This is a genomic window from Myxococcus sp. SDU36, from assembly GCF_030168875.1.
Classification (GTDB): Bacteria; Myxococcota; Myxococcia; order Myxococcales; family Myxococcaceae; genus Myxococcus; species Myxococcus vastator.
In genome coordinates, this window is sequence record NZ_CP077414.1 from 2,438,536 (window position 1) to 2,465,305 (window position 26,770).

21 protein-coding genes are annotated in these 26,770 nt (G+C 65.0%); 14 read left to right on the plus strand and 7 right to left on the minus strand.

The annotated features are described in order from the left end of the window. The first annotated feature begins 255 nt into the window (after nucleotides 1-255). Genes KGD87_RS09455 through KGD87_RS09465 form a run of 3 tightly spaced genes read left to right on the plus strand, consistent with a single transcriptional unit; the run spans nucleotide 256 to nucleotide 5,491 of the window. Nucleotides 256-2,448 (plus strand): SIR2 family protein, encoded by a 2,193-nt coding sequence (locus KGD87_RS09455; RefSeq protein ID WP_284667136.1) that lies wholly within the window; start codon nucleotides 256-258, stop codon nucleotides 2,446-2,448. After that, on the plus strand, nucleotides 2,448-3,161 hold the full coding sequence (locus tag KGD87_RS09460; protein WP_284667137.1) for a hypothetical protein: 714 nt from the start codon (nucleotides 2,448-2,450) through the stop codon (nucleotides 3,159-3,161). The genes KGD87_RS09455 and KGD87_RS09460 overlap by 1 nt, the downstream gene beginning before the upstream one ends. After that, the gene (locus tag KGD87_RS09465; protein WP_284667138.1) at nucleotides 3,158-5,491 is read left to right on the plus strand and encodes an AAA family ATPase; all 2,334 of its coding nucleotides are present in this window, start codon (nucleotides 3,158-3,160) and stop codon (nucleotides 5,489-5,491) included. The genes KGD87_RS09460 and KGD87_RS09465 overlap by 4 nt, the downstream gene beginning before the upstream one ends. Before the next feature lie 299 nt (nucleotides 5,492-5,790). On the opposite strand, the gene crtI is transcribed toward KGD87_RS09465, so the two are convergent. Beyond that, on the minus strand, nucleotides 5,791-7,368 hold the full coding sequence (gene crtI / locus KGD87_RS09470; protein WP_350101885.1) for a phytoene desaturase family protein: 1,578 nt from the start codon (nucleotides 7,366-7,368) through the stop codon (nucleotides 5,791-5,793). Between the two features lie 100 nt (nucleotides 7,369-7,468). Between crtI and KGD87_RS09475 the strand changes: the two genes are divergently transcribed. Continuing rightward, complete coding sequence (locus KGD87_RS09475) at nucleotides 7,469-12,760, plus strand: trifunctional serine/threonine-protein kinase/ATP-binding protein/sensor histidine kinase (protein ID WP_284667140.1); 5,292 nt, start codon at nucleotides 7,469-7,471, stop codon at nucleotides 12,758-12,760. Between the two features lie 66 nt (nucleotides 12,761-12,826). Here KGD87_RS09475 and clpX read toward each other — a convergent pair whose 3' ends face one another. The 3 genes from clpX to KGD87_RS09490 all read right to left on the minus strand — a co-directional run bounded on the left by clpX (nucleotide 12,827) and on the right by KGD87_RS09490 (nucleotide 15,940). Further along, nucleotides 12,827-14,104 carry an ATP-dependent Clp protease ATP-binding subunit ClpX gene (clpX, locus tag KGD87_RS09480; protein ID WP_163783380.1) on the minus strand — a complete coding sequence of 426 codons (1,278 nt, stop codon included), beginning with the start codon at nucleotides 14,102-14,104 and terminating at the stop codon, nucleotides 12,827-12,829. Nucleotides 14,105-14,326: 222 nt separating this feature from the next. After that, entirely contained in the window at nucleotides 14,327-14,983 is a 657-nt protein-coding gene (locus tag KGD87_RS09485; RefSeq protein WP_140792360.1) for a hypothetical protein, read from the minus strand. A 27-nt stretch (nucleotides 14,984-15,010) separates the two neighbouring features. Further along, nucleotides 15,011-15,940, minus strand: a complete 930-nt coding sequence (locus KGD87_RS09490) for an AgmX/PglI C-terminal domain-containing protein (RefSeq protein ID WP_284667141.1) — start codon at nucleotides 15,938-15,940, stop codon at nucleotides 15,011-15,013. Nucleotides 15,941-15,984: 44 nt separating this feature from the next. Here KGD87_RS09490 and KGD87_RS09495 point away from each other — a divergent pair, with 44 nt between their 5' ends. Next, a complete protein-coding gene (locus KGD87_RS09495) occupies nucleotides 15,985-16,830 on the plus strand; it encodes a tRNA pseudouridine synthase A (RefSeq protein ID WP_284667142.1) in 846 nt (281 codons plus the stop codon). 27 nt (nucleotides 16,831-16,857) lie between these two features. On the opposite strand, the gene KGD87_RS09500 is transcribed toward KGD87_RS09495, so the two are convergent. From KGD87_RS09500 to KGD87_RS09510, 3 genes are all read right to left on the minus strand, one after another. After that, entirely contained in the window at nucleotides 16,858-17,022 is a 165-nt protein-coding gene (locus tag KGD87_RS09500; RefSeq protein WP_011554065.1) for a ribbon-helix-helix domain-containing protein, read from the minus strand. Nucleotides 17,023-17,081: 59 nt separating this feature from the next. Next, nucleotides 17,082-17,648 (minus strand): hypothetical protein, encoded by a 567-nt coding sequence (locus tag KGD87_RS09505; RefSeq protein ID WP_284667143.1) that lies wholly within the window; start codon nucleotides 17,646-17,648, stop codon nucleotides 17,082-17,084. 113 nt (nucleotides 17,649-17,761) lie between these two features. Continuing rightward, a complete protein-coding gene (locus KGD87_RS09510; RefSeq protein WP_284667144.1) occupies nucleotides 17,762-18,253 on the minus strand; it encodes a DUF1772 domain-containing protein in 492 nt (163 codons plus the stop codon). A 78-nt stretch (nucleotides 18,254-18,331) separates the two neighbouring features. Between KGD87_RS09510 and KGD87_RS09515 the strand changes: the two genes are divergently transcribed. The 9 genes from KGD87_RS09515 to KGD87_RS09555 all read left to right on the plus strand — a co-directional run bounded on the left by KGD87_RS09515 (nucleotide 18,332) and on the right by KGD87_RS09555 (nucleotide 26,741). Then, complete coding sequence (locus KGD87_RS09515) at nucleotides 18,332-19,120, plus strand: helix-turn-helix domain-containing protein (RefSeq protein ID WP_284667145.1); 789 nt, start codon at nucleotides 18,332-18,334, stop codon at nucleotides 19,118-19,120. A 1,248-nt stretch (nucleotides 19,121-20,368) separates the two neighbouring features. Then, nucleotides 20,369-20,758, plus strand: a complete 390-nt coding sequence (locus KGD87_RS09520; RefSeq protein ID WP_350101691.1) for a hypothetical protein — start codon at nucleotides 20,369-20,371, stop codon at nucleotides 20,756-20,758. 262 nt (nucleotides 20,759-21,020) lie between these two features. Beyond that, nucleotides 21,021-21,800, plus strand: a complete 780-nt coding sequence (locus KGD87_RS09525) for a hypothetical protein (protein WP_284667146.1) — start codon at nucleotides 21,021-21,023, stop codon at nucleotides 21,798-21,800. A 667-nt stretch (nucleotides 21,801-22,467) separates the two neighbouring features. Continuing rightward, complete coding sequence (tnpA, locus tag KGD87_RS09530) at nucleotides 22,468-22,854, plus strand: IS66 family insertion sequence element accessory protein TnpA (protein WP_284662560.1); 387 nt, start codon at nucleotides 22,468-22,470, stop codon at nucleotides 22,852-22,854. Beyond that, nucleotides 22,855-23,226: an IS66 family insertion sequence element accessory protein TnpB gene (tnpB, locus tag KGD87_RS09535; RefSeq protein ID WP_095959537.1), complete on the plus strand. Its 372-nt coding sequence runs from the start codon at nucleotides 22,855-22,857 to the stop codon at nucleotides 23,224-23,226. It begins immediately after the preceding gene. Nucleotides 23,227-23,284: 58 nt separating this feature from the next. After that, nucleotides 23,285-24,256, plus strand: a complete 972-nt coding sequence (locus tag KGD87_RS09540; RefSeq protein ID WP_284663042.1) for an IS66 family transposase — start codon at nucleotides 23,285-23,287, stop codon at nucleotides 24,254-24,256. 11 nt (nucleotides 24,257-24,267) lie between these two features. Then, nucleotides 24,268-24,945, plus strand: a complete 678-nt coding sequence (locus tag KGD87_RS09545; RefSeq protein WP_284663043.1) for an IS66 family transposase — start codon at nucleotides 24,268-24,270, stop codon at nucleotides 24,943-24,945. Nucleotides 24,946-25,012: 67 nt separating this feature from the next. Next, nucleotides 25,013-25,294, plus strand: coding sequence for a hypothetical protein (locus tag KGD87_RS09550; protein ID WP_284662566.1), 282 nt, complete (start codon nucleotides 25,013-25,015; stop codon nucleotides 25,292-25,294). A gap of 124 nt (nucleotides 25,295-25,418) precedes the next feature. After that, the gene (locus tag KGD87_RS09555) at nucleotides 25,419-26,741 is read left to right on the plus strand and encodes a hypothetical protein (RefSeq protein WP_284667147.1); all 1,323 of its coding nucleotides are present in this window, start codon (nucleotides 25,419-25,421) and stop codon (nucleotides 26,739-26,741) included. The last annotated feature ends 29 nt before the right edge of the window (nucleotides 26,742-26,770 follow it).

Consider the following 26,770-nt stretch of genomic DNA (forward strand, 5'->3'; position numbering starts at 1 on the left):
GCGCCTCGTTGGTCGGACAAATACCCTCGCAACGCATCCAGTTCTACCATATCAGTCCTGCGGACCCCGTCCGAAAGAGGGAGTGCGTCATCCAGTAGGCCGATGGCCATCCAATCGGAGGCAGGTGCGATGGCTGAGGCAATCCTGACCCACACGGGCCACCGCCAAAGGTTGGCCATACTTCCCCACATAAAGACTACGCCCAAGTCAGTCTGCGGATAGCGCCCACCCCACCAGCCAGGTAATCTTCGCCCCATGTCCGAAGCAAGTGGCCTTTCGATTGAATCCGAGGATGAAGGACCGCAGCCAGCATCGTCCACGCGCAATAGTTTTGAAGACCGACTTGAACGATTAAGTCAGCGCATCATGGATGGACTGTGCGTTCCCTTCCTAGGGGCGGGCATCAGTCTTTATGCGCCACCAAAGTCAGATCACAAATCTACAGCGCCAACGATCAAGGCAACGGAAATCGCTACCAACCTCGCACAAGCCCTATTCAAAAAACTCCCTCCCAGCTCTGCTTCTACATCAATTTGGCAACAAAACCTCAGAAGACTCGGACTGGAATGCTCAAAGCTGGATGAGAACGGAAATCAAATCATCGACAAAAACCCAGACAAGAAAGGAAAATTTCCACCCAAAACCCCATCGCTTGGCGAAGTTGCGGAGCTTTGCTGGTCGATCCTCACGCCAATAGGCACTTGCGAAGTACTGCGTCTTGAAGAATGGAACCAGAGACTGCCAACAGCAGCGCACCACTACCTCGCCGCGTTAGTGAGAGAAGGACTTGTAACAGAAATTCTTGAAACCAACTACGACGAGTTCGTCGAAGCATCAATCATTGAGACTTTTGGCGCTGAAAAAATCGCTTCAACGGCCACCTCTGTCATAAGCGACCTGGGTAGCTATAGGACTCACATCGCAACCCCCCGAAAAGACCGCGAACACGAATCACTCGCCAAGGTTGTCAAACTCAACGGATGCGCCTCAGCATATAGCAGATCTTTGCTTAGCCCCAATTCGCCATCCAATGACCATCAGGAGGCTGCGCGCAGGATCATTTTGACTGAGGAACAACTGCAAAACTGGGGCAACAAGCACTGGGCTAGAGAACTTCTCAACGACCGAGTTCGTTCGCAGACATTGCTTTTCATCGGTTTTGGAAATGCAGATCCCATAGTGCGTCATCACTCCGTCCAAGTAATCAGGGAATTTCAAGAAAACGCACCGGCTCGTTCTGGTCTAAATTCGCAAGAACAAGACTTCAAACTCAGCAGTCGCAACTGGAAAGATCACAATAACGCACCATTCATTGCAGCCTACGAACGAGACCTCTCCTTCCATCAATATCAACTTCTCAGAGCATTTCGCGACGCCCATGCAACACCACCCGCCGACTCCCACAAAGCGAAACTAGACCACATTGCAAGTATCTACGAAAACTCTTTCCTTGGCGACGATAGCAGGCACTTAATCCCAGAAAACACCCAGCCACCCGAAGGGCTAACGGCAGATCTATTCCTGGAGACATTGGCAGCACGATGCATCTGTCGACTTGCCACTGAACGATGGTTTGGCCGGGAAAGCCCACTCCACTCATACTTGCAAGGAGCACTTCGCAACCCCCGTACGATCCTTGCAGAAATATGCAACACACTATTTACTGGAAACCTCGACAATCCACCGCTTTTCTCAAGATGGATAAGTCTACAGTCCCCCACTTGTACGGAACAAGATTCGAGCCCTTGGGCATTAGCATGTTTCGCGCTCCGCCATGTAGCACCCGGACGGGCAGGCTATCGACCGTTCCTGGATTCCCCAATAAAACAACCGATGTTCATCGTCCTCCTTGCCTTGTCCGCTAGCCGCGACGCGAAAGGAATATTGCAACTGCCATCCAGCGTAGACCTCGCACGACGCAGTCGTCCTGAACTCGCCAATGGAGAGAGTTCATCCACGAAAGTACCGCCGGCGTATCAGCTCATCACGGAAGACCGGCTGCAAGGTGTTCGCAGGGTCCTCGTAACTTCAGACATTGACAAATTCATCGACCATGAGAGAGAGGCGCTCTCTTACGGCGACAATAACAACACTAGCGCGATCCCTGACCACTCTGTAGTCATCGGACTAGGCCGCGGAAATCTGACAGGCGCATTTCGGCAACAAATTTGGGTGAAAGTACGATCTAATCCGACACCATCAACACACAGCAACCTACCGGGAAGCGCACACCCACAACAAGCTACCTCCCCAGCAACATCCGTGTCTGAGACGCGAGTCGTACGCGAATTCTACGTAGTCGGAGATCTTGCAGCTGTTCGCGGAGGACTAGGTCAATCAGTGGATCTTGTACAAGCCCAAGCAAACATCAAATCCCTCTCGAAAACCCCAGAGTTCTTTCTGGACATGGACGAGGGATGGCGGAAGATTTGCAGGCAAACATTCTAATGAAAATCTCGATCGACACGGCCATCCAGACAATTTTCGCTACCGCCTCCGAAAAGATCCCCAGCATTGACATCTGGAGACCAGACACGGACATCTCCGGTGGATTCCTGGAGCCGTCGGGGAGAACAATAAGATGCCCTCCCCTGCTTATTGGTGACGACGGCAACCTTCTATTCGCAGTCATCTCAGTTTCGGCCGAAGAAGAACACTCAAAGACCAACAGACACGGCCCCCTGACACGTGACATTCGCCTATTGGGCAATCTTCTCCAGCGGGCAGCCTCTGACTATGGAATGCACCGACTCCTGCTAATTCTGGCCCTTCCCAACAACATCGGTGCAGGGGAAGAACTCGCAACAGAACTCACCGACGAACGGTACGCACTTGGGCAGTTCCGCATCATATTGCTGCCTCACCTAAACCAAGATTTCACTTCATTCGAATCAGACCTTAGAGACAAGCTCGGCCTATTCACTCCATTTCCAGACAAGTCATTTCTTCATCGCGTCGAGAGTTCTGAATTGTCTAACTACGTAGAGAGCGCTCTCTCCTCGGGCTCATATCAGAGCAACCCCTTTCGGCCCTCAGTTGAATCTGACCTTCAAGCCTACCTGCGGGTCGGTGGTTGGCCGGATGCCAAGGCGTGGCCAGAAACAGCCAAGGCAATTGAAGCCATCGAATTAACGCTATTTTCTCGAGGCGGAAACCAATGACTGGGCGTCGGATATCGCGGCTTGAAGTGGAGAACTTCAAGGGCTTTAGTGAACGACTTGATCTGAACCTTGACGCCGAAATTGTTCTACTCGTCGGTCCTAACGGCAGAGGAAAGACGAGCACCATTGAGGCCCTGGAATTAGCTGTCACGGAAACCATCGGGCGACGAATCGGAGGCAAAGAGGAATTTGATCTTCGAGATTTCATTCACTGCAATAGAAAATCTGGCACTACGACAGGGGAAGCAAGGATCCGCGCAACCTGGTCGGACGGCAGCGGGACAGACGAAATAGTCATCAATCAAACGTCTCGCGGTTCGATTGCTTCATTCGGACCATGGGCCGCATTGCGCGCGAATGAGCTAGCAACTCAGTCGGAACTTGATCTCGTTCGCGCATGCACATTCCTTTATTCTGATTCGCTCGGCAGCTTGGCCGGACTCGACCTCGACTCTCGCCGAAAGGTGATCGACTTCTTCGTTCCAAACTTCCCTGAACTCGATGCCCTTGCAGAAATCGAGGCACCAACGCTATCTGCGGCCATTTCAGGGCACATCTCACGCATTAAGTCCAGCCTTCCAGACACTCAAATCCTAAACTCGCAGGAATCGCATTGCGCAATGGCAGCACAGAAGGCCTGGCAACCTCTTGCCGCACCCAAGATTGTCAAATTCGTAAAAGCCAATCGCGAACTTGCGGACCACGGAAACATAAAGATTGCACTCAGAAAAGTCTGCTCCCACCTCGGCATCGAACAAACCATAGACGACGACTACCAAAAAACCCTAAACCGTATCCATGCGGCAGCAGTAGCACGAATTTCCGAGCCCTCAGAAGCACCTGCACAAATTGCGTCGGCTTCTCCGGAAGCGACCAAGTGGATTGGAGTCCAAAGCGCCCTACAGGCACTTGAAAGAAGCCTTGGCCAATCAAACGATTTCTTTGCCCTCTCACTCAAGGCACTTGAAGTCAAAAAGACACAAATTGGTACAGCAGAAAACTTACGAGAGCGTCTCTCCAGCAAGGAAAGAGAGCAAACTTCTATAGCCCGCAGAATCTCAACTATATGGCAGCCAGGCCAAGAACTGCGCCTACCCGATGGCTCTTGGCATATGGCAACTGGGACGATTCCTATCCTAGCATCGCTCGCAAAACTAGCTGGCGATACTGATCTCCCATCCTATTGGGAGACCTCCGGACTTCCGAAACCAAATCAAGATCTCTTCAATTCACTCCTTCTCTTGGAATCAAACCGACTCAAAACGCTCCAAGCCGAGCATGCTTCAATAAGCAATGAACTGGCCGACATAAGCCACAACATAGCAACACTGTCCAGCATTGAAAATATCGCAGAATTGATTCAAGGAGTCGACAAATGTTGGGCCGAGACTGGTTCGGCAGACCACGCACCTCGAACCAGCGACGGAGCCATTAATGTCTCGGAGATCCGAAAAGAAATAGCCGTCGCGCTAGCACACACAGAAAAGGTCTTGACGCCACCCCAGGAGGAAAACCAGTGGGTGGCGATAGCGGATGCGTTCTCCGAATGGGCAAAGATTCGCGCCAAGGTGAATCACGCCACACAGCAAACAGCCAAACAGCAGCACCTTGAGGACGCTCGCATACGCTTGGACCAAGCTCAGAAAATAATCGAGCACATCGAAAGCAACAAACGCGGGTGCTTTAGGGATGTTTTTCGGACCAACATTGTCGAACAACGCTACGAAATCGACCTCAACAAATCAATGAAGCAGATTTTGCGTTGGTATGCGCACCGTCGCGACGTAATCGAGCACGCCCGGATCGAATTCCATCGACATGGACCACTCCAAATTCGGATTGGACCTAAAGAGGGCAGATCGACAGGCATCGCTAGCCTTTCCCGTTCGCAACTAACCTCTCTTGCTTTCGGGCTTGCCATCGCGGCCAACCTTGGCCAGCCCAAGCTTCCTACCGAATTTCTATGCCTCGATGACGTCTCCGATGCATTTGATCTTGACAACCTCGCAGCAGACGCAGCAATGCTCCGACTGTTGGCCTATGGTGAAACCGGCACAGGCAAATATGGACGCCGCCAACTCATTCTCACCAATCACAATGATCACCTGACAAATCGCATCGTACCTTTACTAAGACCTCCTGCAGGCAGAAGGATGCGCGTCATTGAGTTTATTGACAAGGGCAATGACAGCTCTATCCAAGTCAAGCAATGGGAAGTGCTCGGCGAGCGGCAAACTCGCTGGGAGGGACGCTCACCTCTCCGAGCTCTGCTGCCTCCTACTGGTCTAGGAGCCGGCGGACAGTCCGCGCATCGCCCGAAAGCCCAATAGGCATCAACTCTGGGCTTTATCATGACTTCAGGAGGTCAGGCCAGGGCTGTCGCCGATCAACTAGACTGAGAAGCATTAATGCGACAACAGGACGACAAAGTAGCAGGTCGCCCTGTTGTCGCAACGAGTGGCAAATACGTGAAGGCGCTTGAAAGCAGGAAAGCAGCACTCCGCCGGCTAGCAGCGTCGGTAGCGGCCGCAAGCATCAAATTCGATGTCGCGTGGAAGGATTCAACCCCGGATAGGTCTATCGCTCCCGGCTCATGCATCACAGTGTTCCGTGCTGCGCGAAAAATCTGCTACGCCAGTGGAATCACGGTGTCCACGATCTTGGCGGAACACAGCACGGCGGGAAGCCCCGCTCCAGGGTGCGTCCCCGCTCCAACCATGTAGAGACGGTCCACGTCCTCACTCCGGGCCTGCGCCCTGAGGAACGTCGTCTGCATCAACGTGGGCGCGAAGCTGAACGCGGCCCCACGGAATGACCGCAGCTCGTCACGGAAATACTCCGGCGTTGCCATCCGCGACGTCACCAACGCCTCCCCCAGACCCGGCAACACGGTCCGCGACAGGCGCTCCTCCAACTCGCGTCGGAACGCCTCGGCCCGTTGCTTCCACTCCAAGCCCGCCCCCAAGTGTGGCACCGGCGCCAACACATAGAAGGCATCATTCCCAGCCGGAGCCAGCGCCGTATCCGTCGCCGTGGGCCTGTGCAGATACAGCAACGGGTCCGCCGACGGCGCCCCAGGCCCCTCCAGCCCTGAAAACATCCCCCGGAAGTCCTTCCCGAACAGCAGCGTGTGGTGCGCGACCTCCGGATACTGGCGCCGTGTCCCGAAGTACCAGAGGAACGCGCTCATCGAGTACCTCGCCCGGTTGATGCGCTCGTCCGTCCAGTGCTTCCGGACATGCCCCGGCAGCAGGTACCGGTACGTCCACGCCGCGTCCGCGTTCGACACCACCACGTCCGCCGCCAGGCCGGAGCCATCTCCAAGCCTCACACCCGTGGCCTTCCGCCCTTCCAGCGCAATCTCCGTCACCTCACTGCCATAACGAACCTCGCCGCCCAGGGACTCCAGCAGGGCCACCAATCCACGGACCAGCGCCCCGGTGCCGCCCACCGGGAAGAACGCACCCCAGCGCCGCTCCACGAATTGAATCGACGTGTACACCGCGCTCGCGGTCGCGAACGGACTGCCGCCAATCAGCAGCGGATGGAAGCTCAACGCCTGCTGGAGCCGCGCGTCCCGGATGTGCTTCGACACCAGCCCGAACATCGATCGGAACGCCTCGTCTCGCACCAGCGCGGGGGTGAACGGCGCCAGGCTCAGCACGTCCGGCACCGGCGTGCTCATCAGCGTGCCAATGCCCGCCTCGTACATCCGCTCCACGCGGGCGCACAGCGACAGGAAGCCGGCCTCATCCCGAGGCGACAGCCGCCGCACGGACTCGCGCATCGCCTCGCGGTCCGTGTGGTAGTCGAACGTGGAGCCGTCCGGGAACCGCATCCGGTACAGCGGCGCCACGGGCCGCAACTCCACGTGGTCCGCCATGCGTTGCCCCGCCAGCGCCCACAGCTCCTCCAGCAGATGCGGACACGTAATCACCGTGGGGCCCGCATCGAACGTGAAGCCGTCCTGCTGGAAGGCGTTCGCCCGCCCGCCCGGTCCGTTCATCCGCTCCAGCACCGTCACGCGCCACCCACGCGCCGCCAGCCGAATGGCCGCGGCCAATCCACCAAAGCCACTCCCAATGACGAGCGCGCGTCGTCCGCCGCTTCGTGCAGCCAGGCCAGCCATCCCAGAGAATCTCAGCACGGTGACGCGATCCATCGCACACCCGCGAGGCCCGCTCCACTCCAGCCTGCTGCCAGACATCCGTGCTGACGTCACCCGCGCTCGGTTGCGAGCCCCCAGTGCCAGGGCTACCCTCCCTCGCTTCAACGGGGAGTGCGCTCCTGCGCGCACGGGTGAAGCAATGACGGATGTACCCGGCTACCGCATCAGCAGCAGAGACGTCACCACCGCGGGCGCCTTCCAGCTCTTGCGCGCGACACGCGAGGAAGACGGCGCCTCGGTCATCCTCAAGGTCCCCGACGCGGCGCGGAGCCCCTCCGCCACCACGCGGCTTCGCCATGAGTGGGAGCTGACGAACGCGCTGAACCTCGACGGCGTCCTCCAGCCCCTGGCCTGGGCCGAGGCGCGAGACGGCGCCCCCGTGCTCGTCCTGGAGGGCTTCGGTGACGCGACGCTGGCCCAACGCCTGTCCCATGGCCGCGTGGAGCCACGCGCCGCATGTCGCATCGCGCTGTCGTTGGCGCGCGCCCTGGGCGCCATCCACGAGCAGGGCATCCTCCACCGGGACCTGAACCCCAGCAACATCCTCGTGAGCTCGGATGGCGAGTCCGTGAAGCTCACCAGCTTCACCCTCGCCACGCGCAGGCCTCGCGCCGAGGTCGCGCCGCTCGCCCCCGAGCGCCTCGAAGGCACCCTCGAGTACCTCTCCCCCGAGGGCACCGGACGCACCCACCGCAGCGTCGACTCGCGGGCGGACTTCTATTCCATGGGCGTGGTGCTCTACGAGCTGCTCACCGGGCGCCGCCCCTTCGCGGACACGGATGCGCTGGGCCTCATCCACGCCCACGTCGCCCTGCCCCCGCCGCCGCCCGTCAGCATCGAACCCGAGCTCCCCCAGCCCCTGTCCGACATCGCGCTCAAGCTGCTCGCCAAGTCCCCCGAGGACCGCTACCAGAGCGCCTACGGGCTCGTAGCGGACCTCCAGCGCTGCCTGAGCGCCCTGGAGGGCCCGGGCCCCGTCCCCGCCTTCATGCTGGGCGCCAAGGACGTCCCCGAGCGCTTCGCCGTCCCCGAGAAGCTCTACGGCCGCGAGCCCCAGCAGGCCGCCCTGCGCGACGCCTTCGAGCGCGCCGCCTCGGGCCGCTCCGCCTTCGTCCTCGTCTCCGGCGCGGCGGGCATGGGCAAGTCGGCCCTCACGGGAATGCTCAAGCGCCCCGTCGCGGAGCGCCAGGGCCACTTCGCGCGCGGCAAGTACGACCAGCTCATCCGGGACACGCCCTACAGCGGCATCTTCGAATCCTTCCGCGAAGTGGCCCGCGGACTCCTGGGCGGACAGGAGCAGGAGCTGGCGACCTGGCAGCACCGCCTCCTCGGAGCCGTGGGCGGCATGGGCCGGCTCGTGGTGGACGCGGTGCCTCGCATGGCCCTGGTGCTCGGGGACCAGCCTCCCGTGCCCGAATTGGGGCCCGCGGAGTCGGAGCTGCGCTTCCAGCTCGTCCTCCGCAAGCTGGTGGCCGCGCTCTCCACGCGGGAGCATCCCCTGGTCCTCATCCTGGACGACCTCCAGTGGGCGGACAGCGCCAGCCTCCAACTGTTGCGACTGCTCCTGACGGACCGGGACATCGAGCACCTGCTCGTGGTCGCGGGTTGCCGCTCGGAAGCGCTGGGCCCCGACCATCCCGTGGAGTCCCTTGCTCGCGCGCTGCAGGACCACGGCACGCCAGTCCATCGCATCGACCTGGCACCGTTGTCGCCCGAGGACATGACGAAGCTGGTCGCGGACGTGTTCCCTCCCGCCGAGGGCCAACCCGACGCGCAGCTCGACGACCTGGTGCTGTCGCTGACGGAGGGCAACCCGTTCCACGCGGTGCAACTGCTGCGCACCTTCTACGAGCGGGGGCTGGTGCGCTTCGACGCGGACGGCGGCGGCTTCCGGTGGGATGCCAGCGCGCTGCGTGGACAGGACTTCAGTGACGGCGTGGTGGCCCTGCTCACCTCCCGCATCCGCGAGCTGAGCTCCGCCGCGCAGGCGCTGCTGCCCATCGCGGCTGCGCTGGGCCATACGTTCGACCTGCACAGTCTGGCCATCGTCCTGGAGCGGACGGATGAGGAGGCCGAGAAGGGGCTCGTCGAAGTGCTCCAGGCGGGGCTGGTGGCGCCCATCGACGACGCCGACATGGACAGTGGGGGCACGTATCAGTTCACCCATGACCGCGTGCAGCAGGCCGCGCTGGAGCTGATTCCGGCGGACGTGCATCCGGAGATCCATGCCCGCATCGGCCGGCTGCTCCTGCGGCACACCCCTCCGGAGCGGCTCGACGAAGGGCTCCCCGAGCTCGTCAGCCACTTCCACCTGGCGCTGCCCGTGCTCCACGACGAGCAGGAGCGCCACCGCGTGGCGGAGTTGGACTTGCGCGCCGGCCGCAGCGCCAAGTCCCGAGGCGCCTGGTCCGCGGCCCTGCGCCTGCTGAGCACGGGCCTGTCCCTGCTCGGCGAGGACGGCTGGCGGAAGGACCGGCGGCTCACCTTCGACCTGCACGTCGACGCGGCCGAAGCGGCGTACCTCGCCGCGGACTTCGACCTGATGGAGCGGCTGGCGGCGGCGGCGCTGGCCCACACGGTGGATGGCGCGGAGGAGGTCCGGGTGCAGGAGGTCCGCCTCCAATGCCTCGCACACCGGGGCGAGCACTCGCGCGGCGTGGACCTGGGTCTGGAGGTGTTGCGCAAGCTGGGCCAGCCCCTGCCCGCGAATCCAAAGCAGCCGCATGTCCTGGCCGCGGTGGCGAAGACGAAGCTGCGCCTGGGCCTGCGCAAGCCCGAGGACCTCGCCGCCCTCCCCGAGTGCACCGACCCGCTCCTGCTCGCCACCCTGCGGCTGCTGGTGAAGCTGTCCTCGCTGGCCTTCATGGCCCGCCCGCTGCTCTTCCCGCTGGTGGTGCTCCGCGTGCTCCAGCTCACCATCCGCCACGGCGCCACCGGCGTGGCCGCGTTCGGCTACGTGGGCTACGGGCTGATGCTCAGTGTGCATCTGGGCAACCCCGAGGAGGGCTTCCGCTACGGCCGGCTGGCGCTGAAGACGCTGGACCGCTTCCAGGCGGAGAGCCTGCGGGCCATGGTGACCTTCGTCTTCAACCTCTTCATCCGGCACTGGAAGGAGCCGCTGTCCGCGTGCGTCGACGACTTCCTCGCCGCCGCGCAGAAGGGCCAGGAGACGGGCGACATCGAGTACTTCGGCTATGCGTCCAGCGCGGGCTGCGCCACCGCCCTCATCGCCCGGGACGGCCTGGCCGACGGCGGCCCGCGCATGGACCGGTTCCGGGACACGCTGGCCACGCACCGGCACAAGAACGTGCTCTTCACCGAGTACATGCGACACACGCTCGACTCGCTCACGGGCGCGTTCACCGGCAACGTGGAGGCCCGCGAGGAGGAGCTGGTCGCGCCGTACCGGCAGCTCGACTACGGCAACGGCATCGCCACCTGTGACGTGCTGCGCACCCTGCGCCGGTGGCTGTGGGGCGATGCGCGCGGCGCGCTGGAGAGCGCCGCGGCGGTGGACGCGCAGGTAGAGCTCATCGCCGGGCAGATCTACCTGCCCTGGTACAAGTTCTTCCAGGGCCTGGCGCTCATGGCCGTCCACCCCACGCTGGGGCCGCTGGACCGGCTTCGCTCGTCGCGGGCCATTGACGCCATCCGCAAGTCCATGCGCGGCTGGGCCCGCATCGCCCCCATGAACTACGGCGCCCGCGCGGAGCTGCTGGACGCGGAGCGGGCCCGCCTGGACGGCCAGGGGGACTCGGCCGCGGATGCGTATGACCGTGCCATCCGGCTGGCGCGTCAATACGGCCTGTCGCTCGACGAGGGCGTGGCCTGCGAGGCCGCCGCACGGTTCCACCTGACGCAGGCCCGCGAGCGCGTGGCCCGCACCTACCTGGAGGAAGCCCGCGCCGCCTTCCTGCGCTGGGGCGCCCGCGCCGTCGCGGCTCGGCTGGAGCGTGAGCACCCCCGGCTCCTGCCGTCCGCCCCCACGCCCACGGATGCCCTCACGGAGACGTCACTGGCCGCGCTGGACCTGGCGTCCGTCATCAAGACGGCGCGCGCGCTGTCCGGCGAAATCGTCCTGGGCAAGCTGCTGCGCAAGCTGATGACGCTGGTCATCGAGAACGCGGGCGCGCGCCGGGGCCTGCTGCTGCTGAAGCGGGCCGAGGGACTGGTCATCGCGGCGGAGGGCTCGGTGGACGGCGATGGCGTGGTGCTCGAGGCGCCCATCCCCATGGAGGCCTCCGCGTCGCTGCCGACCTCCATCATCCACTACGTGGTGCGCACCGGAGAGACGGTCCTCCTCCACGACGCCTCGGCGGAAGAGCCCTTCTCCGAGGACCCCTACGTCCGCAGCGCCCAGCCCAAGTCCCTGCTGTGCAGCCCGCTCTTGAAGCAGGGCGCGCTCACGGGCGTGCTCTACCTGGAGAACGACGCCACGCGAGGCGCCTTCACCCCGGAGCGGCTGGAGGTCCTGCGCCTGCTGTCGTTCCAGGCGGCCATCTCCCTGGAGAACGCCGACCTCTACGCCAGCCTGGAGGAGTACAGCCGGACGCTGGAGCGCCGCGTGGAGGAGCGCACGGCCGAAATCCAGCACAAGAACGCCGAGCTGGCGGAGACGCTCACCCGGCTGCAGGAGATGCAGCGCCAGTTGGTGGCGCAGGAGAAGCTCGCGTCCCTGGGCGCGCTCACCGCGGGCATCGCCCACGAGCTCCAGAATCCGCTCAACTTCGTGAACAACTTCTCGAACCTGTCCTCGCGGCTGGCCGGCGAGCTGGAGGAGACGCTGCAGGGCATGGCGGACCGGCTCGACAGCGACGCCCGCGAGGATGTGCTGGAGACGCTCCAAGACTTGAAGCAGAACGCCCAGCGCATCCACAGCCACGGCACACGCGCCTCGGACATCATCAAGACGATGCTCCGGCACTCGCGCAAGTCGGAGGGCACCCGCTCCAAGTCGGACCTCAACCTGCTGGTGCGCGACAGTGTGAATCTGGCCGTGCAGGGCCTGCGCAGCCGTCCGGGCGGCGCCAGCGTGAAGATGGAGACCACGTTGGACCCCACCGTGGGCATCGTGGAGCTGGTGGCCAGCGACATCAGCCGGATGCTCACCAACATCCTCGACAACGCGTTCTACGCCGCGGCGCAACATCAGCCGCAGGCCGGCGCGGGCTTCACGCCCCAGGTGCACCTGCGCACCCACCGCGTCGGAGCCAAGGTGGAGCTGCGCATCCGCGACAACGGGCCGGGCATCCCCGAGGACCTCCGCGAGAAGCTCTTCCACCCCTTCTTCACCACCAAGCCCGCGGGCGTGGGCACGGGGCTGGGGCTCTCGCTGTGCCACGACATCGTCCAGGAGCACCAGGGCGACATCCGCGTGGAGAGCACACCCGGCGCCGGGGCCGAGTTCATCATCACCCTCCCCGCGCCCTGAAAGCGAAGGCCCCGCCTCCCGTGAGGGAAGCAGGGCCTTGGGACACCTGGAGAAGGCAGACCGCCGCTAGGCCGTCTTCTTCTCCTTCTCCATGACGAGCTGGGGCGCCTCGTGCTTGGTGATGACCTGCTCGGTGATCTTGCACTCCTTGACGCCCTCGCGGAACGGCACGTCGTACATGATCTCCAGCATGGCATCCTCCAGGATGGCGCGAAGGCCGCGCGCTCCGGAGTGACGGCGCATCGCCTCGCGAGCGATGGCGCGCAGCGCCTCCTTCGTGAAGGTCAGCTTCACCTTCTCCATCTCGAAGAGCTTCTGGTACTGCTTCACCAGGGCGTTCTTCGGCTGGGAGAGGATGATGACCAGGTCCTCTTCCTTCAGGTCGTTCAGCGTGGCGATCATCGGCAGGCGGCCGATGAACTCCGGAATCATGCCGAAGCGCATCAGGTCTTCCGGCTCGGTCAGCGCCAGCAGCTCACCCACGCTGCGCTCCTCGCGGTGGGTGATCTTCGCGCCGAAGCCGAGGCCCTTCTCGCCCACGCGGCGCTTGATGACGCCGTCGATGCCGTGGAAGGCGCCGCCGCAGATGAACAGGATGTTCGTCGTGTCGACCTGTACGTACTCCTGCTGGTTGTACTTCTTCCCGCCGCGCGGCGTGACGTTGGCCCGGGTGCCTTCGATGATCTTCAGCAGGGCCTGCTGCACACCCTCGCCGCCCACGTCGCGGGTGGCGCTGGGCATGTCACCCTTGCGGGCGATCTTGTCGATCTCGTCGATGTAGACGATGCCACGCGAGGCCTTCTCCACGTCGTAGTCGGCGTTGTGGAGGAGGTTCTGGATGATGTTCTCCACGTCCTCGCCCACGTAGCCGGCCTCGGTGAGGCTGGTGGCGTCGGCGATGGTGAAGGGCACGTTGAGGAAGCGCGCCAGCGACTGGGCCAGCAGCGTCTTGCCACTCCCCGTGGGACCGATGAGCAGGATGTTGCTCTTGCTCAGCTCCACTTCCTCGCCGGTGGGGCCCTTGACGCCCGGACGCGGCCGAGAGGTCGGCTTCTTTTGGTAGATGCGCTTGTAGTGGTTGTACACCGCCACCGCGAGGACCTTCTTCGCCTGGTCCTGTCCGATGACGTAGTCGTCGAGAAACGCCTTGATCTCCGCCGGCGTCGGCAAGCTGACCTGGGGCTTGCCCTCCTCGCGCTCGTTCTCGTCCGCGATGATGTCGTTACACAGCTTGATGCATTCGTCGCAGATGTAGACCGTCGGGCCCGCGATGAGCTTGCGGACCTCGCGCTGCGACTTGCCGCAGAACGAACAAGACAGGTTGACGTGGTGCTCCTTCTTCACTGCCGCCTCCGAGTTCGCCGGCTCCGGACACCCGGAGCCTCCTTCGCCGTCCACCGCTCCCCTACCCGCACGGCCTGCCCACGTCTCGAACAGCCGTCAGGCCCACCTTCACGCGGCCCTGAACCACTATAGGGCCCTCCCCTTCGGGCAGGAAGCCCGGCGGTACAGGCCCGTTGCCGAGCGTACAGCCCCGGCCACGGGTCAGCGTTCAGTAACAGCGGCTCAGGCGTCCGTCACGCCCGAGGCGATGTCCTCGAGGTCTTCGGCCAGGGCGGCTGCCCGCTCGGCGACGGCGTTCGGAATCCGACGACTCCCCGACAGCTCGCTCGCGAGCTTGCGGGCCATCTGCGCCAGTTTCCGCACCTGGGCGCTCTCCGGCGGCGGCTCCGGCGGGGGGCGGGGGAAGCGCTCGGCGAACTCCTTCTTCAGCTCGGCCGGGTTCTTCTCCGGGCTCCAGATGCTGTCGCGCAGGGACTTGTATTCAGTGGGCGACAGCTGGCCCCGCTCCTCCGCGTCCGCGAGGACCTCGATGACCTCGAACGCGGGTGCGCGCTGGGGGAACTCCTGTGCGGTCAGCTCCTCCTCGGGCTCGTGCTTGGTCAGGAAGCTGAACGAGCGGGTGAGCTTCAAGGCGGTCTGCTTCTTGATGTGCAGTTCCTTGAGGCAATAGGCCTCGAAGGAGGGGTAGCCCCACTCCTCGAATTTGGCCTCGTCCCGGACCTGGACCAGGAGCTTGCCCAGCTCGGCCCAGGTGGACTTGAAGCGCTTGGCGGCCGTCAGCACGGTGTGACGGAAGGTTCCCGGCGGGACGCTCAGCGCCTTCTTCGCAATTTCGGTCTCAGCAACGGATGCGGCGGACATGCCCACGGTATCGGGCATGCCCGGGGTGCCGGCAAGAAAGTGACCCTACCCCCGCTTGCCGATGGTGAACGACAGCCCCACCGTGGCCTGCTCGCCCTCGTAGGCGCGGAACGGCCACTTCTTCATCTCCGCCAGCAGGCACTCGTAGAGTGGACCCTTCTTGAACTGGTGGTTGTCCACCCACAGCCTGCTCACCCGGCCATCGTTCCCGATGACGAACTCCATGGGGACCTTGGCGTAGAGGCCCGGGGTGCGCTCCGCCTCTTCCTTGAAGCAGCGGAAGAGCGTGGACTTGTTGCTCGCCACCACCCGGTTGATGGCGGACTGGTCGAACTGCTGCGTCATCTCCATGCCGTCCGGGTCGGTGGTCACGCTTCCCCCGGGGCGGGGCTTCCGGTCCACCGGCGCCCGGGTGGTGGAGGCCATGGCCACCTTGCCAGGGCTGCTGCTGCCCGTGGCGGGTTTCACGCCCGGCCCGCCCGGGCCCGGACGGCGCGCGTCATTCGCGGGGTACTCGAAGAGCTCCTCCTCATCCACCCGGGCCTGGGCCACGCGGATGGTGATTTCGCCCATCTCGAAGTCGTCCGTCTGGACCTCGCCGCCGCCGAACCAGCCGTGGACGGCGGCGTTGCGCGCCACCTGGATGCCGAAGACGCCCAGCACCACCACGCCCGCCGCCGCGGCGCCGCCGAGAATCTTCAGGCGCTTCGCGGACTTCGCGCGCTCCACCACGACGGCGGCGTCCACGCGGGCGCGCGCCTCCGCCCGGGCCACGTGCACGCGGAAGGCGTCCACCTCCGACATGCGGTGGAAGTCCCGCTCTCCGGCGGGCGCCACCAGGGTGTCCAACGTCAGCTCACCCGAGGTGAGCTTCTCCACGATTTGGGTCCCACTGACGGGCCCCAGGACGAGGTCCCCATGTTTGAAGAGCCAGAGTCCGTCCACGTCCGCCGCAAGGTCTTGTCCAGCCGCCATTTCGCGCGCGAGTATCCCGTGGTTCCCCACACCCAAGCAACGGCGTGCTCCCCTCCACCTCAAAGCGAATTCCCGTCGCACTGTGGATCTGGTACCGCGGCGGAATCTTCCGCGGCTTCCAGCGCCAACCCGAGGGCCCCACCGTCCAGTCGGCCCTGGAAGAGGCGCTGCGGTCCGTGGGGGTGCCGGCGACGTTGATGCCTTCAGGGCGGACGGATCGGGGCGTCCACGCCCGGATGCAGGTGGTGAGCGTCCGGCTGGAAGCGGGTGACTCGGCGGAGTCCCTGGAGAAGCGGCTCCCGCCCCGGTTGCCACCGGGCCTGGGCCTGTGTGGGGTACGCCGGCCCACGTCGTTCCATGCGCAGTGGAGCGCCTGCGGCAAGGAGTACCGCTACCGGTTCCAGTTGGGTGGGGCCGTGACGCCCGAGTGGGCGCCCTATGCGCTGGACGTGTCCGCGGAGCCGCTGTTCCAGGCCGCGGCGGTGACGCCGGAGCGGCTGGGGGCGCTGCTGCGTGCGGCGGAGGGGACGCGGGACTTCATCGCGTTCCATGAGAAGTCCAGTCCACGCAAGCCTCGCACGCTGGAGTCCGCCACCCTGCATGCGCTGGGCGGTGGGCTGTACGAGGCTCGGCTGCGCGGGGACGGCTTCGCGCGCTACCAGATCCGCTATTTGGTGGGGAGCGCGTTGAAGGTGGCCGCGGGGCTGCTGCCGGAAGAGGCGTGGCTCGCGGCGCTCGAGACGGGGCGGGCCATGGAGGGCTTCAAGGCGCCCGCGCACGGCCTGGTCCTCTGGGAGGTTCGCTACCCTCCCGGCGTGGACCCCTTCAGCGCCGGGGAGCGTCTCCATCCCCCGGGGCTTCCGCTGGAGCCACCCTTCCACCTCGGGTGACGCGCGGTGGGGCCCGGACGGCCGTCTTCAGTCGACGAGCCGCTCTTCGTACTTCGCGAGCAGATCGGAGATCGCCTCGCGGAGGTACTCGCTCTGACGGATGCGCGTCGTGCGCGACAGATCCTTGAGGGCGTCGAGCTTCTCGCGGTTGAGCCGGAAGACCACTGAAGTAAGGCGGGGATTCATGTCCATGTGCGCGACCTCCTACAGATACACACACACTCTCACAGGTCGGTCTGATCGCAAGAAATTCACTTCGATCCGACCGGGAAGATCCACTGAACCCCGGTGAAGGCTTCGGCGTCTCCGCGCAGGCCCGCGCCAAACCCGAGCGCAAGCCCGAGTCCCCCGAACACCGCGAGCCGCTCGGAGAAGGTGTGTCGCACGCCCAACGCTACGCGAGGCCCCAGCCACGGCCCAGAAAACGGCCTGATCAGCAGGCCCAGATCATAGAAGGTCTGCCAGGACCCATCGCCGTAGAAGCTCCGGAAGCCTCCGGCCACCGATAGATCCGGGCCGCGCAGGCTGCCGCGGATCACCACGAAGACCTCGTCCCCGTCGTAGCCCACGGTCCGGCTGCCCCCGAGGTCCAGGTGCGCGTCCCCGCCCTTCTCGGCGTCGGACGCTGAGCGATCAATGGACTCGGTATAGGAGGCGCCGGGGCCGAGGATCAGCGAGAAGGCGCGGCGCTCCGCGTACGGCGCGTCCACGTACTCCGCCGCGCCGGCCGCCGCGGGCAGGAGCACGGCGCAGGTGCTGATCAGGCGGCGGATCAGACGGGGAGTCGTTCCGGGGGATGGGGAGGGTTCGCGGGCCATGGCGCGGCTCACGGTTCTAACAGGGTCCGGGCTTGGGATGCGTCCGTCCAGGGTCCCCTGTCCTGTCGTGGCTTGTCCGGGCGTGGGGCACCACCCGGAATCGGACGATGAGCCTATGCACCGCCCTTCCACCGGAGCCATGACAGCGACTGGAGCGCGGAGAACCAGGCTCCCGCCACGAGCGCATGACGCAGGTGGTTCACCCGGGCCCAGGTCATCGCGGTCTCCACGGAGGCGGCGTTGTCGGGTGACTGCAGCAACCGCACCATCGTGGGGATGAAGTACGAGAAGGTCAGGAGCCGGTCGGCCAGCGCCGCCAACGCGGCTCCGAGCCACCAGAAGCGCAGCGGGCCGGTGGCCTGGGATGCGAAATAGAGGCTCGCCAGGGTGAGCAGCGTCAGCGGCCCCGTGGTGACGAAGGCCCAGAAGCGGAGTCCCACGTTGTCCTGCCGCGCGGCGTCCGCGGACCAGTGTCCTCCCAGGGTGTCGAGCCATCGGGGCAATGAGACGCGGTGCTCATAGAGTCCCGCGCCGAAGGCGATGCCCAGGACGATGACGAAGAGCCACAGGATGGTTGCCGCGATGGAAGGCTTCAGGTTGATCATGTCGCCAGGATGCGGTCCTGGGCATGCGAGCGTCTTTCGTGCCCTTGCGTCGTTTTTCGCCTTCCTGCGGAGTTCCCGATGAGCCCCCGCCCCGCCCTGCTCGAACAGATTGGCTCGGACGTCGTGCAGTTCCAGGATGCGTCCGCGCAGTTCGATGCCACGGTTGGGAAGGTCCTGGCGCTCGGGCGCGCAGACCTCGCGTGCCTGGCGCAGCTTCACTTCGGTGGCCCGGCGCCCCTGGGCGCTGTCGACCGCGAAGCCGATGTGGCGCGGCTGGAGCTTGCGGGCTACGTCCAGCGGGAAGCCGCCGGAGGTGGCCAGCGGCTGGTGCTCACCGCGCATGCTCGGGAGTGGATCGACACCCTCTGGGGGCCGCTGCAGGCGGATGGGCACCAGCTCATGGCGGCGCTGCCGGAGGAGCACCTGCGAATCATCGCGGGGTTCCTGAAAGCGGCGAGGGCCATCCAGGACCGGCACGCGGCCCGGGTGGCGAAACTGCTCCAGGAGCCAGGGACCTCACGGGCGGCGCGCCAGCGAGGCGGGCTCTCCCCCGCCGCACTTCACCGTGTGCAGCTCTACGCGGAGGCGCACCTTGCTGAGCCCATCCGCGTGGGTGCGCTCGCCCAGCGCTCCGGGCTGAGCGTCTTTCATTTCACCCGCGCCTTCCGCCAGTCCACCGGCCTGACACCGCACGCCTGGGTGCAGCAACGACGCGTGGAGCGGGCGCGCGACTTGTTGAGCAATTCGTCGCTGCCGTTGGGGGACATCGCGCTCGCGGTGGGCTTCAGCTCGCAGAGCCACTTCACCACGGTGTTCCGCCGGCTCACCGGACTGACTCCGGCCGTCATCCGGCGCGACCAGCGCTGAGGCGCTTGGAGTCAGCCTCCACCCATCTGTACCCTGTTTGACAGTGTTGCTCCGCCTCCGTAGGGTCGCGTCCGTCTCGAGGGGGAATCATGCAAAAGCTGAGTCTGGCTGTGTGTGCGATCGCCATGCTGATCGCCGCGTGTGGCAGGCCTGATGCGTTTTCTCGGGGTCGGATTTGAAGAAGGGTCGTCGGGTCGCGGGGTTGCGCGCGGGAGGGGTGAGCGGATTCGTGCACCACCTGACGGGTGCCCTGGATGATCGCCCCCTGGCGGGTGGGTTGTGCTCGAAACTGAGCGCGGCAGCCGGAGGCGGAGGGACGGGGCCGGCGAGCCCCATCCCCCCTATGCCCCGCTCCGCGAGACGCGTGGACCGGGGCGAGAAGGAGTCGAGCATGGGTGGACTTCGAGGACAACAGCGGCGCGTGCTGCGACAGGCGCGCCTGCAGTGGGATGACGCGGTGAGGGACCCGCGAGACGCGCGTGGCACCCGCCATGAGCACCTGGGCCTGTTGGGGCTGGTGGTGGCTGGCTTCGCGGTGGGCAAGAAAGGGTTGAAGCAGGCCGCGCAGCTGGCGGGGGATGTGGGAGCGCGGACGCGCAAGCGACTGGAGTTGCCGCATTCGGTGAGGGGCTCGACGCTCTGGCGTCTGCTGCGCAAGCAGCAGACGGACGGCCTGCGGGAGACGTTGAGGGCCCAGGCGTGCGAGGTGCTGGAGGATTCGAGCGCCCCCCGCCTGCCATTTCCCTTGGGCGTGGTGAGCGTGGACGGCAAGAGCCTGTGGACGACGCACCAGGGCGAGGTGGAGGGGCTGGAGGCCGTCGCCAACGACGAGGAGGGCCGCGCACTGTGGCGACTGGGCGCGCTGCGGGCCGTGCTCACCAGTGCGCTGGCGGCGCCCTGCCTGGACTTGGAATTCATCGGAGCCAAGGAGGGTGAGTCTCCGGCCTTCCGGCAGTTGCTTCCGCGGGTGGTGGAAGCCTTTGGCGAGCACTTTGGGGTGGTGACGGCCGACGCGGGGCTGACGGCCGCGCAGAATGCAGCCTTGGTGCGAGAGCTGGGCAAGCACTACTGTTTCGGGTTGAAGGCCAACCAGCCCACCCTTCACGAGTACGCCATGCGGGCCATCGCCTCCAAGCAGTGCCCAGCCCGCTCGCGCACCGAGGAGCGGGCGCATGGGCAGACAGTGGTGCGCGAGTTGTGGACGCACGCGCTGACGCCCGACGAGGTGGACTTCCTGGAGCGCGCACGTTGCTGCTGGTGCGTCAGCAGCACTGGGACGACGAGGACAACCTCCGGGCGGAGGACTACCGCTACTTCGTCACCTCGCTGGACACCACCGTCTTCAACTTCCACCAACTGCTGCGGCTGGTGCGGGTGCACTGGGGCATTGAGAATCGCCACAACTGGACGCTGGACGTGGTGCTGGGCGAGGACGCGCGCCAGCCCTGCCGCCCAACGCGCACGGCCCTGGAGGTGGTGGCCTGGCTGCGGGCGATGGCCTTCAATCTGCTCGCCTGCTTCAGAACGCGTCTGCCTCCGCAAGGCCGTCACCTCGTGGAGTGGACACGCGCGTGCGAGCTGCTGCGCGACAGCCTCGTCCATGGACGACGACAGACGGCATTGGCCACACCGGACTGAGGGCTCGCCGGCCCTCCCTCCGCTTCTGGCCGCCACTCTCCTCCATGCGCACGGCGCCCCGGCCGAACGGCGAAGCTTTGCCGCACCGCGCCTCACTCTCACGCGGCCTCCTCACGAAATCGCAGACACCCGAGAACGCATCAGGCCTGCCGCGTGTGGGGAGTCTTCATCAACCGGGCCGTATGCACCCATTCGCGCCACCGACGGCGTGATGCGGCTGCCATTGGTTTCGACCACGTCCAATGGCGTCCAGTACCGGCTCGTGGGTGCGACCTTCGTCATCACGGGGACGGAGTCGCTCACGATCACCGATACATCGCCGGATACGCTGGCAGTGCCACTGATGGCCGGAGCCTATTCCATCCGGCTCGAGGGTGAGTGGCACGTCGAACGAGTGGGCACGCCGTCAGAGATCGTGCCTGCAACGCTGATCTCCCCCAATCCGATGGCGTTCTCCATCGTGGAGCGGGAGACGCTCGATGTTCGATTCCTGTTCAAGATCCCTGCTGACGGCAACGCGAACGTGGGCATCACCGTCGACGAGGGTGGCTGGATTACGGGCACCATGAGCTTCACTGAGTATTGGCCACAGGACCCGTCCAATGAGTACGCCGAGTTGGTCGGACAGGATGTGCCGTTTACCATCAGCTTCGAATCCGCTGTGCTCACTCGCGATTACTTTGATGGACTCACGGTGGAGACCGGCGAGCTCGTCGTCCAGTTCGGAGGCCCCTACTCCACGTTGCTGCATGGGAACATTGCGAAATCTCTAAACGGCGACACGGCCAGGTTCCAGTTGACCCGAAACGACTCGGATCTCATCTACTTCCACAACTTCATGACGATGGGAATGAGCGTTACAGGCTATACCCCGTACTCTCTGAACCTGAGTGGGCAACACCTGTTCCGAGGAGTATTGGACTCCGAAAGAATCCCTGTCAGCCAGCCGTTCCCTTTCAGCTCAGAAGTCACTCTTTGGAGATATAATTCCTCTGGAGAGTATCTCTATGGAGTCGCGACCGGTACCGGCACTCCCCAGTAGAGGGAGCCGAAGGGCACCTTTCCGAGGCCCACGCTGCCGCAAGGCTCATGCCCCTGTGGTTGCACCTTGACCTGAGTACATGGAGGGCTTGTTCTGCCTCCATGAACTTGGGACCCCGGAGATTCGCTGGATTGTTTCTCGCCATGGCGGCCTGCGCGACCCATACCGCGCCCGTCATTCCCTCTCTTTCCTCGCGCCCCGTCGTGCTGACGGATCCCAGGCCGCTCCTCGCGGTGTTCCGCCTGGAGCCGGATGGGAAGAGGGCTGAGTTCGGGCAGTTACCACCCGGGCCCGAAGGCTTCACCCCGCCTGACATGGGCACTTGGTACGCAGAACCATTGCGCCCCGTGCGCACCAAAGCGGAGGCTCGCGAAATCGCCGCCGTGCTGCGCGAGCATCGCGTGCCCGAATTGTCCTTTGGCGCTGTCGGCGTCCCAGCACCCGGGCTGCTCGCGGCCCTGCTCCAGGAGTCCGGTGTCGTCGCGCTTCAGTTGTCTGGCACGGACTTCGGCAACGCGCACCTTGTCTCGCTGGGAACCGCGACCCAGCTCGAGGCCCTGCACCTCAATGGCACCCGAGTCACCGTGTCCCTCCGCCAGAGCGCACCGGGTGGGCGGCTGCGCTCCGCCAGGAGGTATGCTGAGGCTGGCCGCGGAGGTAGCGAGCCATGCACGGACTCAGGACGACGAAGAAGCGGGGCGGTTGGCGGCAGTGGACGCCTGACGAGGCACGCAGGGAGTTGGCGGCGTTGCAGAGGAGCGGGTTGCCGCTGGCCACGTACGCGCGGCAGCGCGGCGTCTCGGACCAGCGACTGCGCTGGTGGCGGGAGCGCCTCGGGGAGTGGGAGGAGGCGGCGCCCGTTAACGGCCCAGCGCGGTGGGTACCGGCCGTGCTGAGGGGGATGAGCGCTGCGCCGACGCTGCCCGCGGAAGGGAGTGCCGCGGTGGTGGTGAGGCTGCCGGGCGGCTGTGTGCTGGAGTTGTTGGACGCGGCCGCAATCCCCCCTGCCTGGGTCGCAGAGTTGGTGGGTGCGCTGGCTGCGGGGGGCGGGTAGATGCTGCTCTTGCCCCGGGCGGTGAAGGTGTACGTGGCGATGGCGCCGTGCAACCTGCGGCGCAGCTTCGATGGCTTGAGCAACGAAGTCCGCGAGGTGCTGGCCAAGGACCCACTGAGCGGCCACGTCTTCGTCTTCCTCAACCGCCGGAAGAACCAGGTGAAGCTTCTGCTGTGGACGCGCGGCGGCTTCACCCTCGTACACAAGCGCCTCGAGCGTGGCACCTTCACCTTTCCGAGCCAGGTGGCCCTGGGCGCCACCAGCATTGAACTCGACGTGCATGAGTTGGCGATGCTGCTCGAGGGCATCGACGTGCAGCGCGCGCGGACGTCGCAGCGCTGGGAGCCCCCGGGGCACTTGCGCTCGGCCTGAAGAAAATCTCCTTCGAGGGTGTGGCGCGGGCACGGCGGCTGGTTACCTTTCCCGCGCCTTGCCAGGTACCGCGCCCACCTCCGAGACGACGAAGAAGCCGCGCCGAGGCCCGGTGCTGGAGGTGCTCAAAGCGCTCCTCGCCGAGGGCCGCACCGAAGAGGTGGTGGCGTTGGTGGCCAGGCTGGTGTCGAGAAACTCGGAGCTGGAGCGGCTGCTTCAGGACGCCAAGACGAAGGGCAAGAAGAGCGAGGGCGTGTCCACCACGCAGCTGAAGCTGCTCCTGGGCGGACTGCCGGCGAACTCCGATGGTGACGTGGCGGAAGTGGATGCAAGACTTCGCCGCTCGTCCGGCATTGACGAGGAGCCTCCGCAAAAGGAACAAGCGCGGCCGAAGCGGACGCGTCCCGCCCGCCGCCCCATTCCGACGAATCTGCGCCGGGTGGAGAACGTCATCCCGGTGCCTGCACAGCAGCGTCCGTGCCCTCGGTGCGGCGAGGTGCGGAAGTGCGTCGGGCACGAGGTGACGGAGGTCATCGACCTGATTCCGGCGGAGGTCATCGTCCGGCAGGACAAGCGGGAGAAGCTCGCGTGCCACCTGTGCGAGGCGGAGGTGGTCCGCGCCCCGCTGGGCGAGAAGGTGGTGAGCGGCGGGAGGATGGGCGCCAGGCTGGTGGCCCAGCTTCTCGTGGAGAAGTACTACGACGGGCTGCCGCTGAGCCGGCAGGTGGAGCGCTTTGAGCGGCTGGGACTCGAGGTGGCCCTCTCCACCCTCGCCGACCAGGTGGCCTGGGCAACCGAGGCGCTCCGGCCCGTGTGGCGCGCGGCCATGTCCAAGGTACTGGGCGCCACGGTGATGCACCTGGATGCGACGTCGCTGCCGGTGCTGGACTCGAAGAATGCGAAGGGCATTCGCCTGGGCGCCATCTGGGGCTATGTGGGCGCCGACGTGAAAGACTGCGGCACGCAGCACACCGCGCTGTGTCTGTACAACTCGACGGGCAAGCGGGAGGGCCAGCGCGAGGGGAGATAGGCCCCGCGCAGATGCTGGCGATGCGAGTGGGCCTCACGGTGGCCGATGCGGCCGGCCTCTTCGACGCGTCCTTCAAGCGGGCGGGCCTGCTGGAATGTGGCTGCAACACGCACGCGAGGCGCTACTTCCGGAAGGCCCTGGACGGCGGCGACAAGCGAGCCGCGCTGCCGCTGGCGGCCTTCAAGCGACTCTTCGCCATCGAGCGAAGGCTCCAGGCCTGTACCATTGACGAGCGGCGGCGAGGGCGGCAGGAGCGCAGCAAACCCGTCTACGACGACCTCATTGCCTGGGCGATTGCCCACCAACCCAATGAGCCGCCCTCCTCCCCGCTGGGCCGGGCCATCCGGTACTTGCTCAACCACCAACAGGCGTTGCGACGCTACCTCGAAGACGGCGTCATCCCCATCGACAACACCGTCGTGGAGCGCCTGCACATCCGCACCGCGCTGACGAGGAAGAACTTCCTCTTCGCCGGCAGTGACGCAGGTGGCGAACGCGCCGCCATTGCGTACACCCTCCTGGGGTGCTGCAAGCTGGCTGAGGTAGACCCCGTCGCATACCTGGCGGACGTCCTGCCCCGGCTGGCCACCAAGAAGCTGTGCCTCCGCGACATGCCCGCGCTGCTGCCCGCGGAATGGAAGCGCTCGCATCCCGAAGCCGTGCGCGGCAAGGCGGCAGCCGCGCGCTGAGCGCCAGGGCGCCTCGCGCCTCGCAGGCAGGCGTGGCCCTCTCGTATGGTCCTCGGCGGAGGACGGCATGCCGAAGAACCAGAGGAAGCTCCGCATCTACATCTCCGCCGACGCGCTCGCGCTGCTCAAGCACCTCGACTACCCATGCTCCGAGGAAGTGCTCGCCTCGGCGAAGCGAGTCGAAGGGCTCGAAGACGAGGGCTTGGACTACGAATTGAGCGGCACCCGTGATGACTTCGAGAGCCTCGCCGGCTGGGTTGCCGGTGATGCAAACCACGCCGACCGCCGCCAGAAGCGGAAGCTGGCCTTGCTGCTGGCCCTCTCGGACGCGCTCGAGTCGGTGCTCTGACGACTGACGACGCGCCGCTGGCGGCCCGCCCAACACTCTCTCCGCTCAGACTTCAAGGGCCTGCCGGGTGCGCTCGGGCGGAGGGACACGAGTCACCAGCGCGGGCCTGGCTCCTCTCAAACGCATGCGACACCTGGCTGTGCTGCGGCTGAACGAGACGCCTGTCTCCGACGCCAGTCTTGCGTCGCTGTCAGCACACACCACCCTGCGTCGAGTAAGCCTCGCTGGCACAGCCGTCACATCCCAGGGACTTGGATTCCTCGCGAGGCAACCGGGGCTGGAGGAACTGGACCTCTCCGATACCGCGGTGGACGACACCGTCCTCGCGATGCTGCCGGGCGCCCCGTTACACACGCTCAACCTCAGCGGCACGAAAGTCACGGACGCCGGACTCCGCGGTCTCAACGCAATGCCCTCCCTCAGGCGGCTGGGCCTTGCCCGTACCGCCGCCTCGGACGCCAGCCTCGTGCACATCGGGGAACTACGTGAACTGGAAGCCCTCCACCTGGGCAGCACGCAGGTGACGGACGCCGGGTTGCTCCACCTCGCGAAGCTGCCCGCGCTTCGTGCGCTGGTTCTCAGCAAGGCGCGAATCCAAGGCGCAGGACTTCGCCACCTCGCAGGCATCGCTCGCCTGGAAGCGCTCCACCTGGACGAGACCTTCGTCGGAGACAGAGCGCTGCGCCATCTCCGAGGACTCAACGAATTGAGAGAGATTGACCTCTCGCACACGGCCGTTACGGGCACGGGACTTCAAGTGTTGAGCACCTTGGTGGCGCTCGAATCGCTCTGGCTCTCAGGGCTCGCGCTGACTGACGACTCCCTCACGGCACTCGCTCCCCTCAGCCAACTGACGAGGCTCGCGCTCAGCCACACGCCGATTGGCCCGGAGGCGCTGAACAACCTGGGTTCCCGCCCACGCTTGAGACACCTGGACTTGAGCAAGACAGGATTCACTGACGAATGGGTGCCATCCATACGGAAAGCCTTTCCCGGCCTCCATTCATTGAAAGCTGAACGCACGCTCCTCACAGACGTGGGGTTGGGCCAGCTCGCCGGGCTGGCAGAGTTGGAGGCACTCCATGTCGCGGGAACGCTCGTCAACGGCTCCGGCCTCGCGAGCCTGCACACCCTGGCGCGGCTCACGACGCTCGACCTGGGTGCGACCTGGCTCGAAGTAAAGGGACAGCATGCGCTCCAGGGCTTCTCAAGGCTCGTCTGGCTGAGCCTCGCGGGCGGACACACCGGCGATGAGGCGCTCGGCCACCTCCCCCGCTCACTCCGCACGCTCTACCTGACACGCACGAAGGTCACCGACGCCGGCCTGCCAGCGCTGCTCAAGCTGCCGCGTCTCAGGGAACTCGACCTTCGAGGCACCGCGGTCTCCACGGAGGCCAGGGAGGCCCTGGCACGAGAACACGGTATCCACCTCATCACCGGGCCGTGAGCCGCTCCCCAAGCCACCTGACTGCCGCC

Coding starts and splice junctions, on each gene's coding strand:
- KGD87_RS09510 (WP_284667144.1), bottom strand. CDS start 18,253: ATGATCAACCTGAAGCCTTCCATCGCGGCAACCATCCTGTGGCTCTTC.
- KGD87_RS09555 (WP_284667147.1), top strand. CDS start 25,419: ATGCGACACCTGGCTGTGCTGCGGCTGAACGAGACGCCTGTCTCCGAC.
- KGD87_RS09500 (WP_011554065.1), bottom strand. CDS start 17,022: ATGGACATGAATCCCCGCCTTACTTCAGTGGTCTTCCGGCTCAACCGC.
- crtI (WP_350101885.1), bottom strand. CDS start 7,368: ATGTCTGGCAGCAGGCTGGAGTGGAGCGGGCCTCGCGGGTGTGCGATG.
- KGD87_RS09460 (WP_284667137.1), top strand. CDS start 2,448: ATGAAAATCTCGATCGACACGGCCATCCAGACAATTTTCGCTACCGCC.
- KGD87_RS09465 (WP_284667138.1), top strand. CDS start 3,158: ATGACTGGGCGTCGGATATCGCGGCTTGAAGTGGAGAACTTCAAGGGC.
- KGD87_RS09550 (WP_284662566.1), top strand. CDS start 25,013: ATGCCGAAGAACCAGAGGAAGCTCCGCATCTACATCTCCGCCGACGCG.
- tnpA (WP_284662560.1), top strand. CDS start 22,468: ATGCACGGACTCAGGACGACGAAGAAGCGGGGCGGTTGGCGGCAGTGG.
- KGD87_RS09455 (WP_284667136.1), top strand. CDS start 256: ATGTCCGAAGCAAGTGGCCTTTCGATTGAATCCGAGGATGAAGGACCG.
- KGD87_RS09475 (WP_284667140.1), top strand. CDS start 7,469: ATGACGGATGTACCCGGCTACCGCATCAGCAGCAGAGACGTCACCACC.
- KGD87_RS09515 (WP_284667145.1), top strand. CDS start 18,332: ATGAGCCCCCGCCCCGCCCTGCTCGAACAGATTGGCTCGGACGTCGTG.
- tnpB (WP_095959537.1), top strand. CDS start 22,855: ATGCTGCTCTTGCCCCGGGCGGTGAAGGTGTACGTGGCGATGGCGCCG.
- KGD87_RS09485 (WP_140792360.1), bottom strand. CDS start 14,983: ATGCCCGATACCGTGGGCATGTCCGCCGCATCCGTTGCTGAGACCGAA.
- KGD87_RS09490 (WP_284667141.1), bottom strand. CDS start 15,940: ATGGCGGCTGGACAAGACCTTGCGGCGGACGTGGACGGACTCTGGCTC.
- KGD87_RS09545 (WP_284663043.1), top strand. CDS start 24,268: ATGCTGGCGATGCGAGTGGGCCTCACGGTGGCCGATGCGGCCGGCCTC.
- KGD87_RS09505 (WP_284667143.1), bottom strand. CDS start 17,648: ATGGCCCGCGAACCCTCCCCATCCCCCGGAACGACTCCCCGTCTGATC.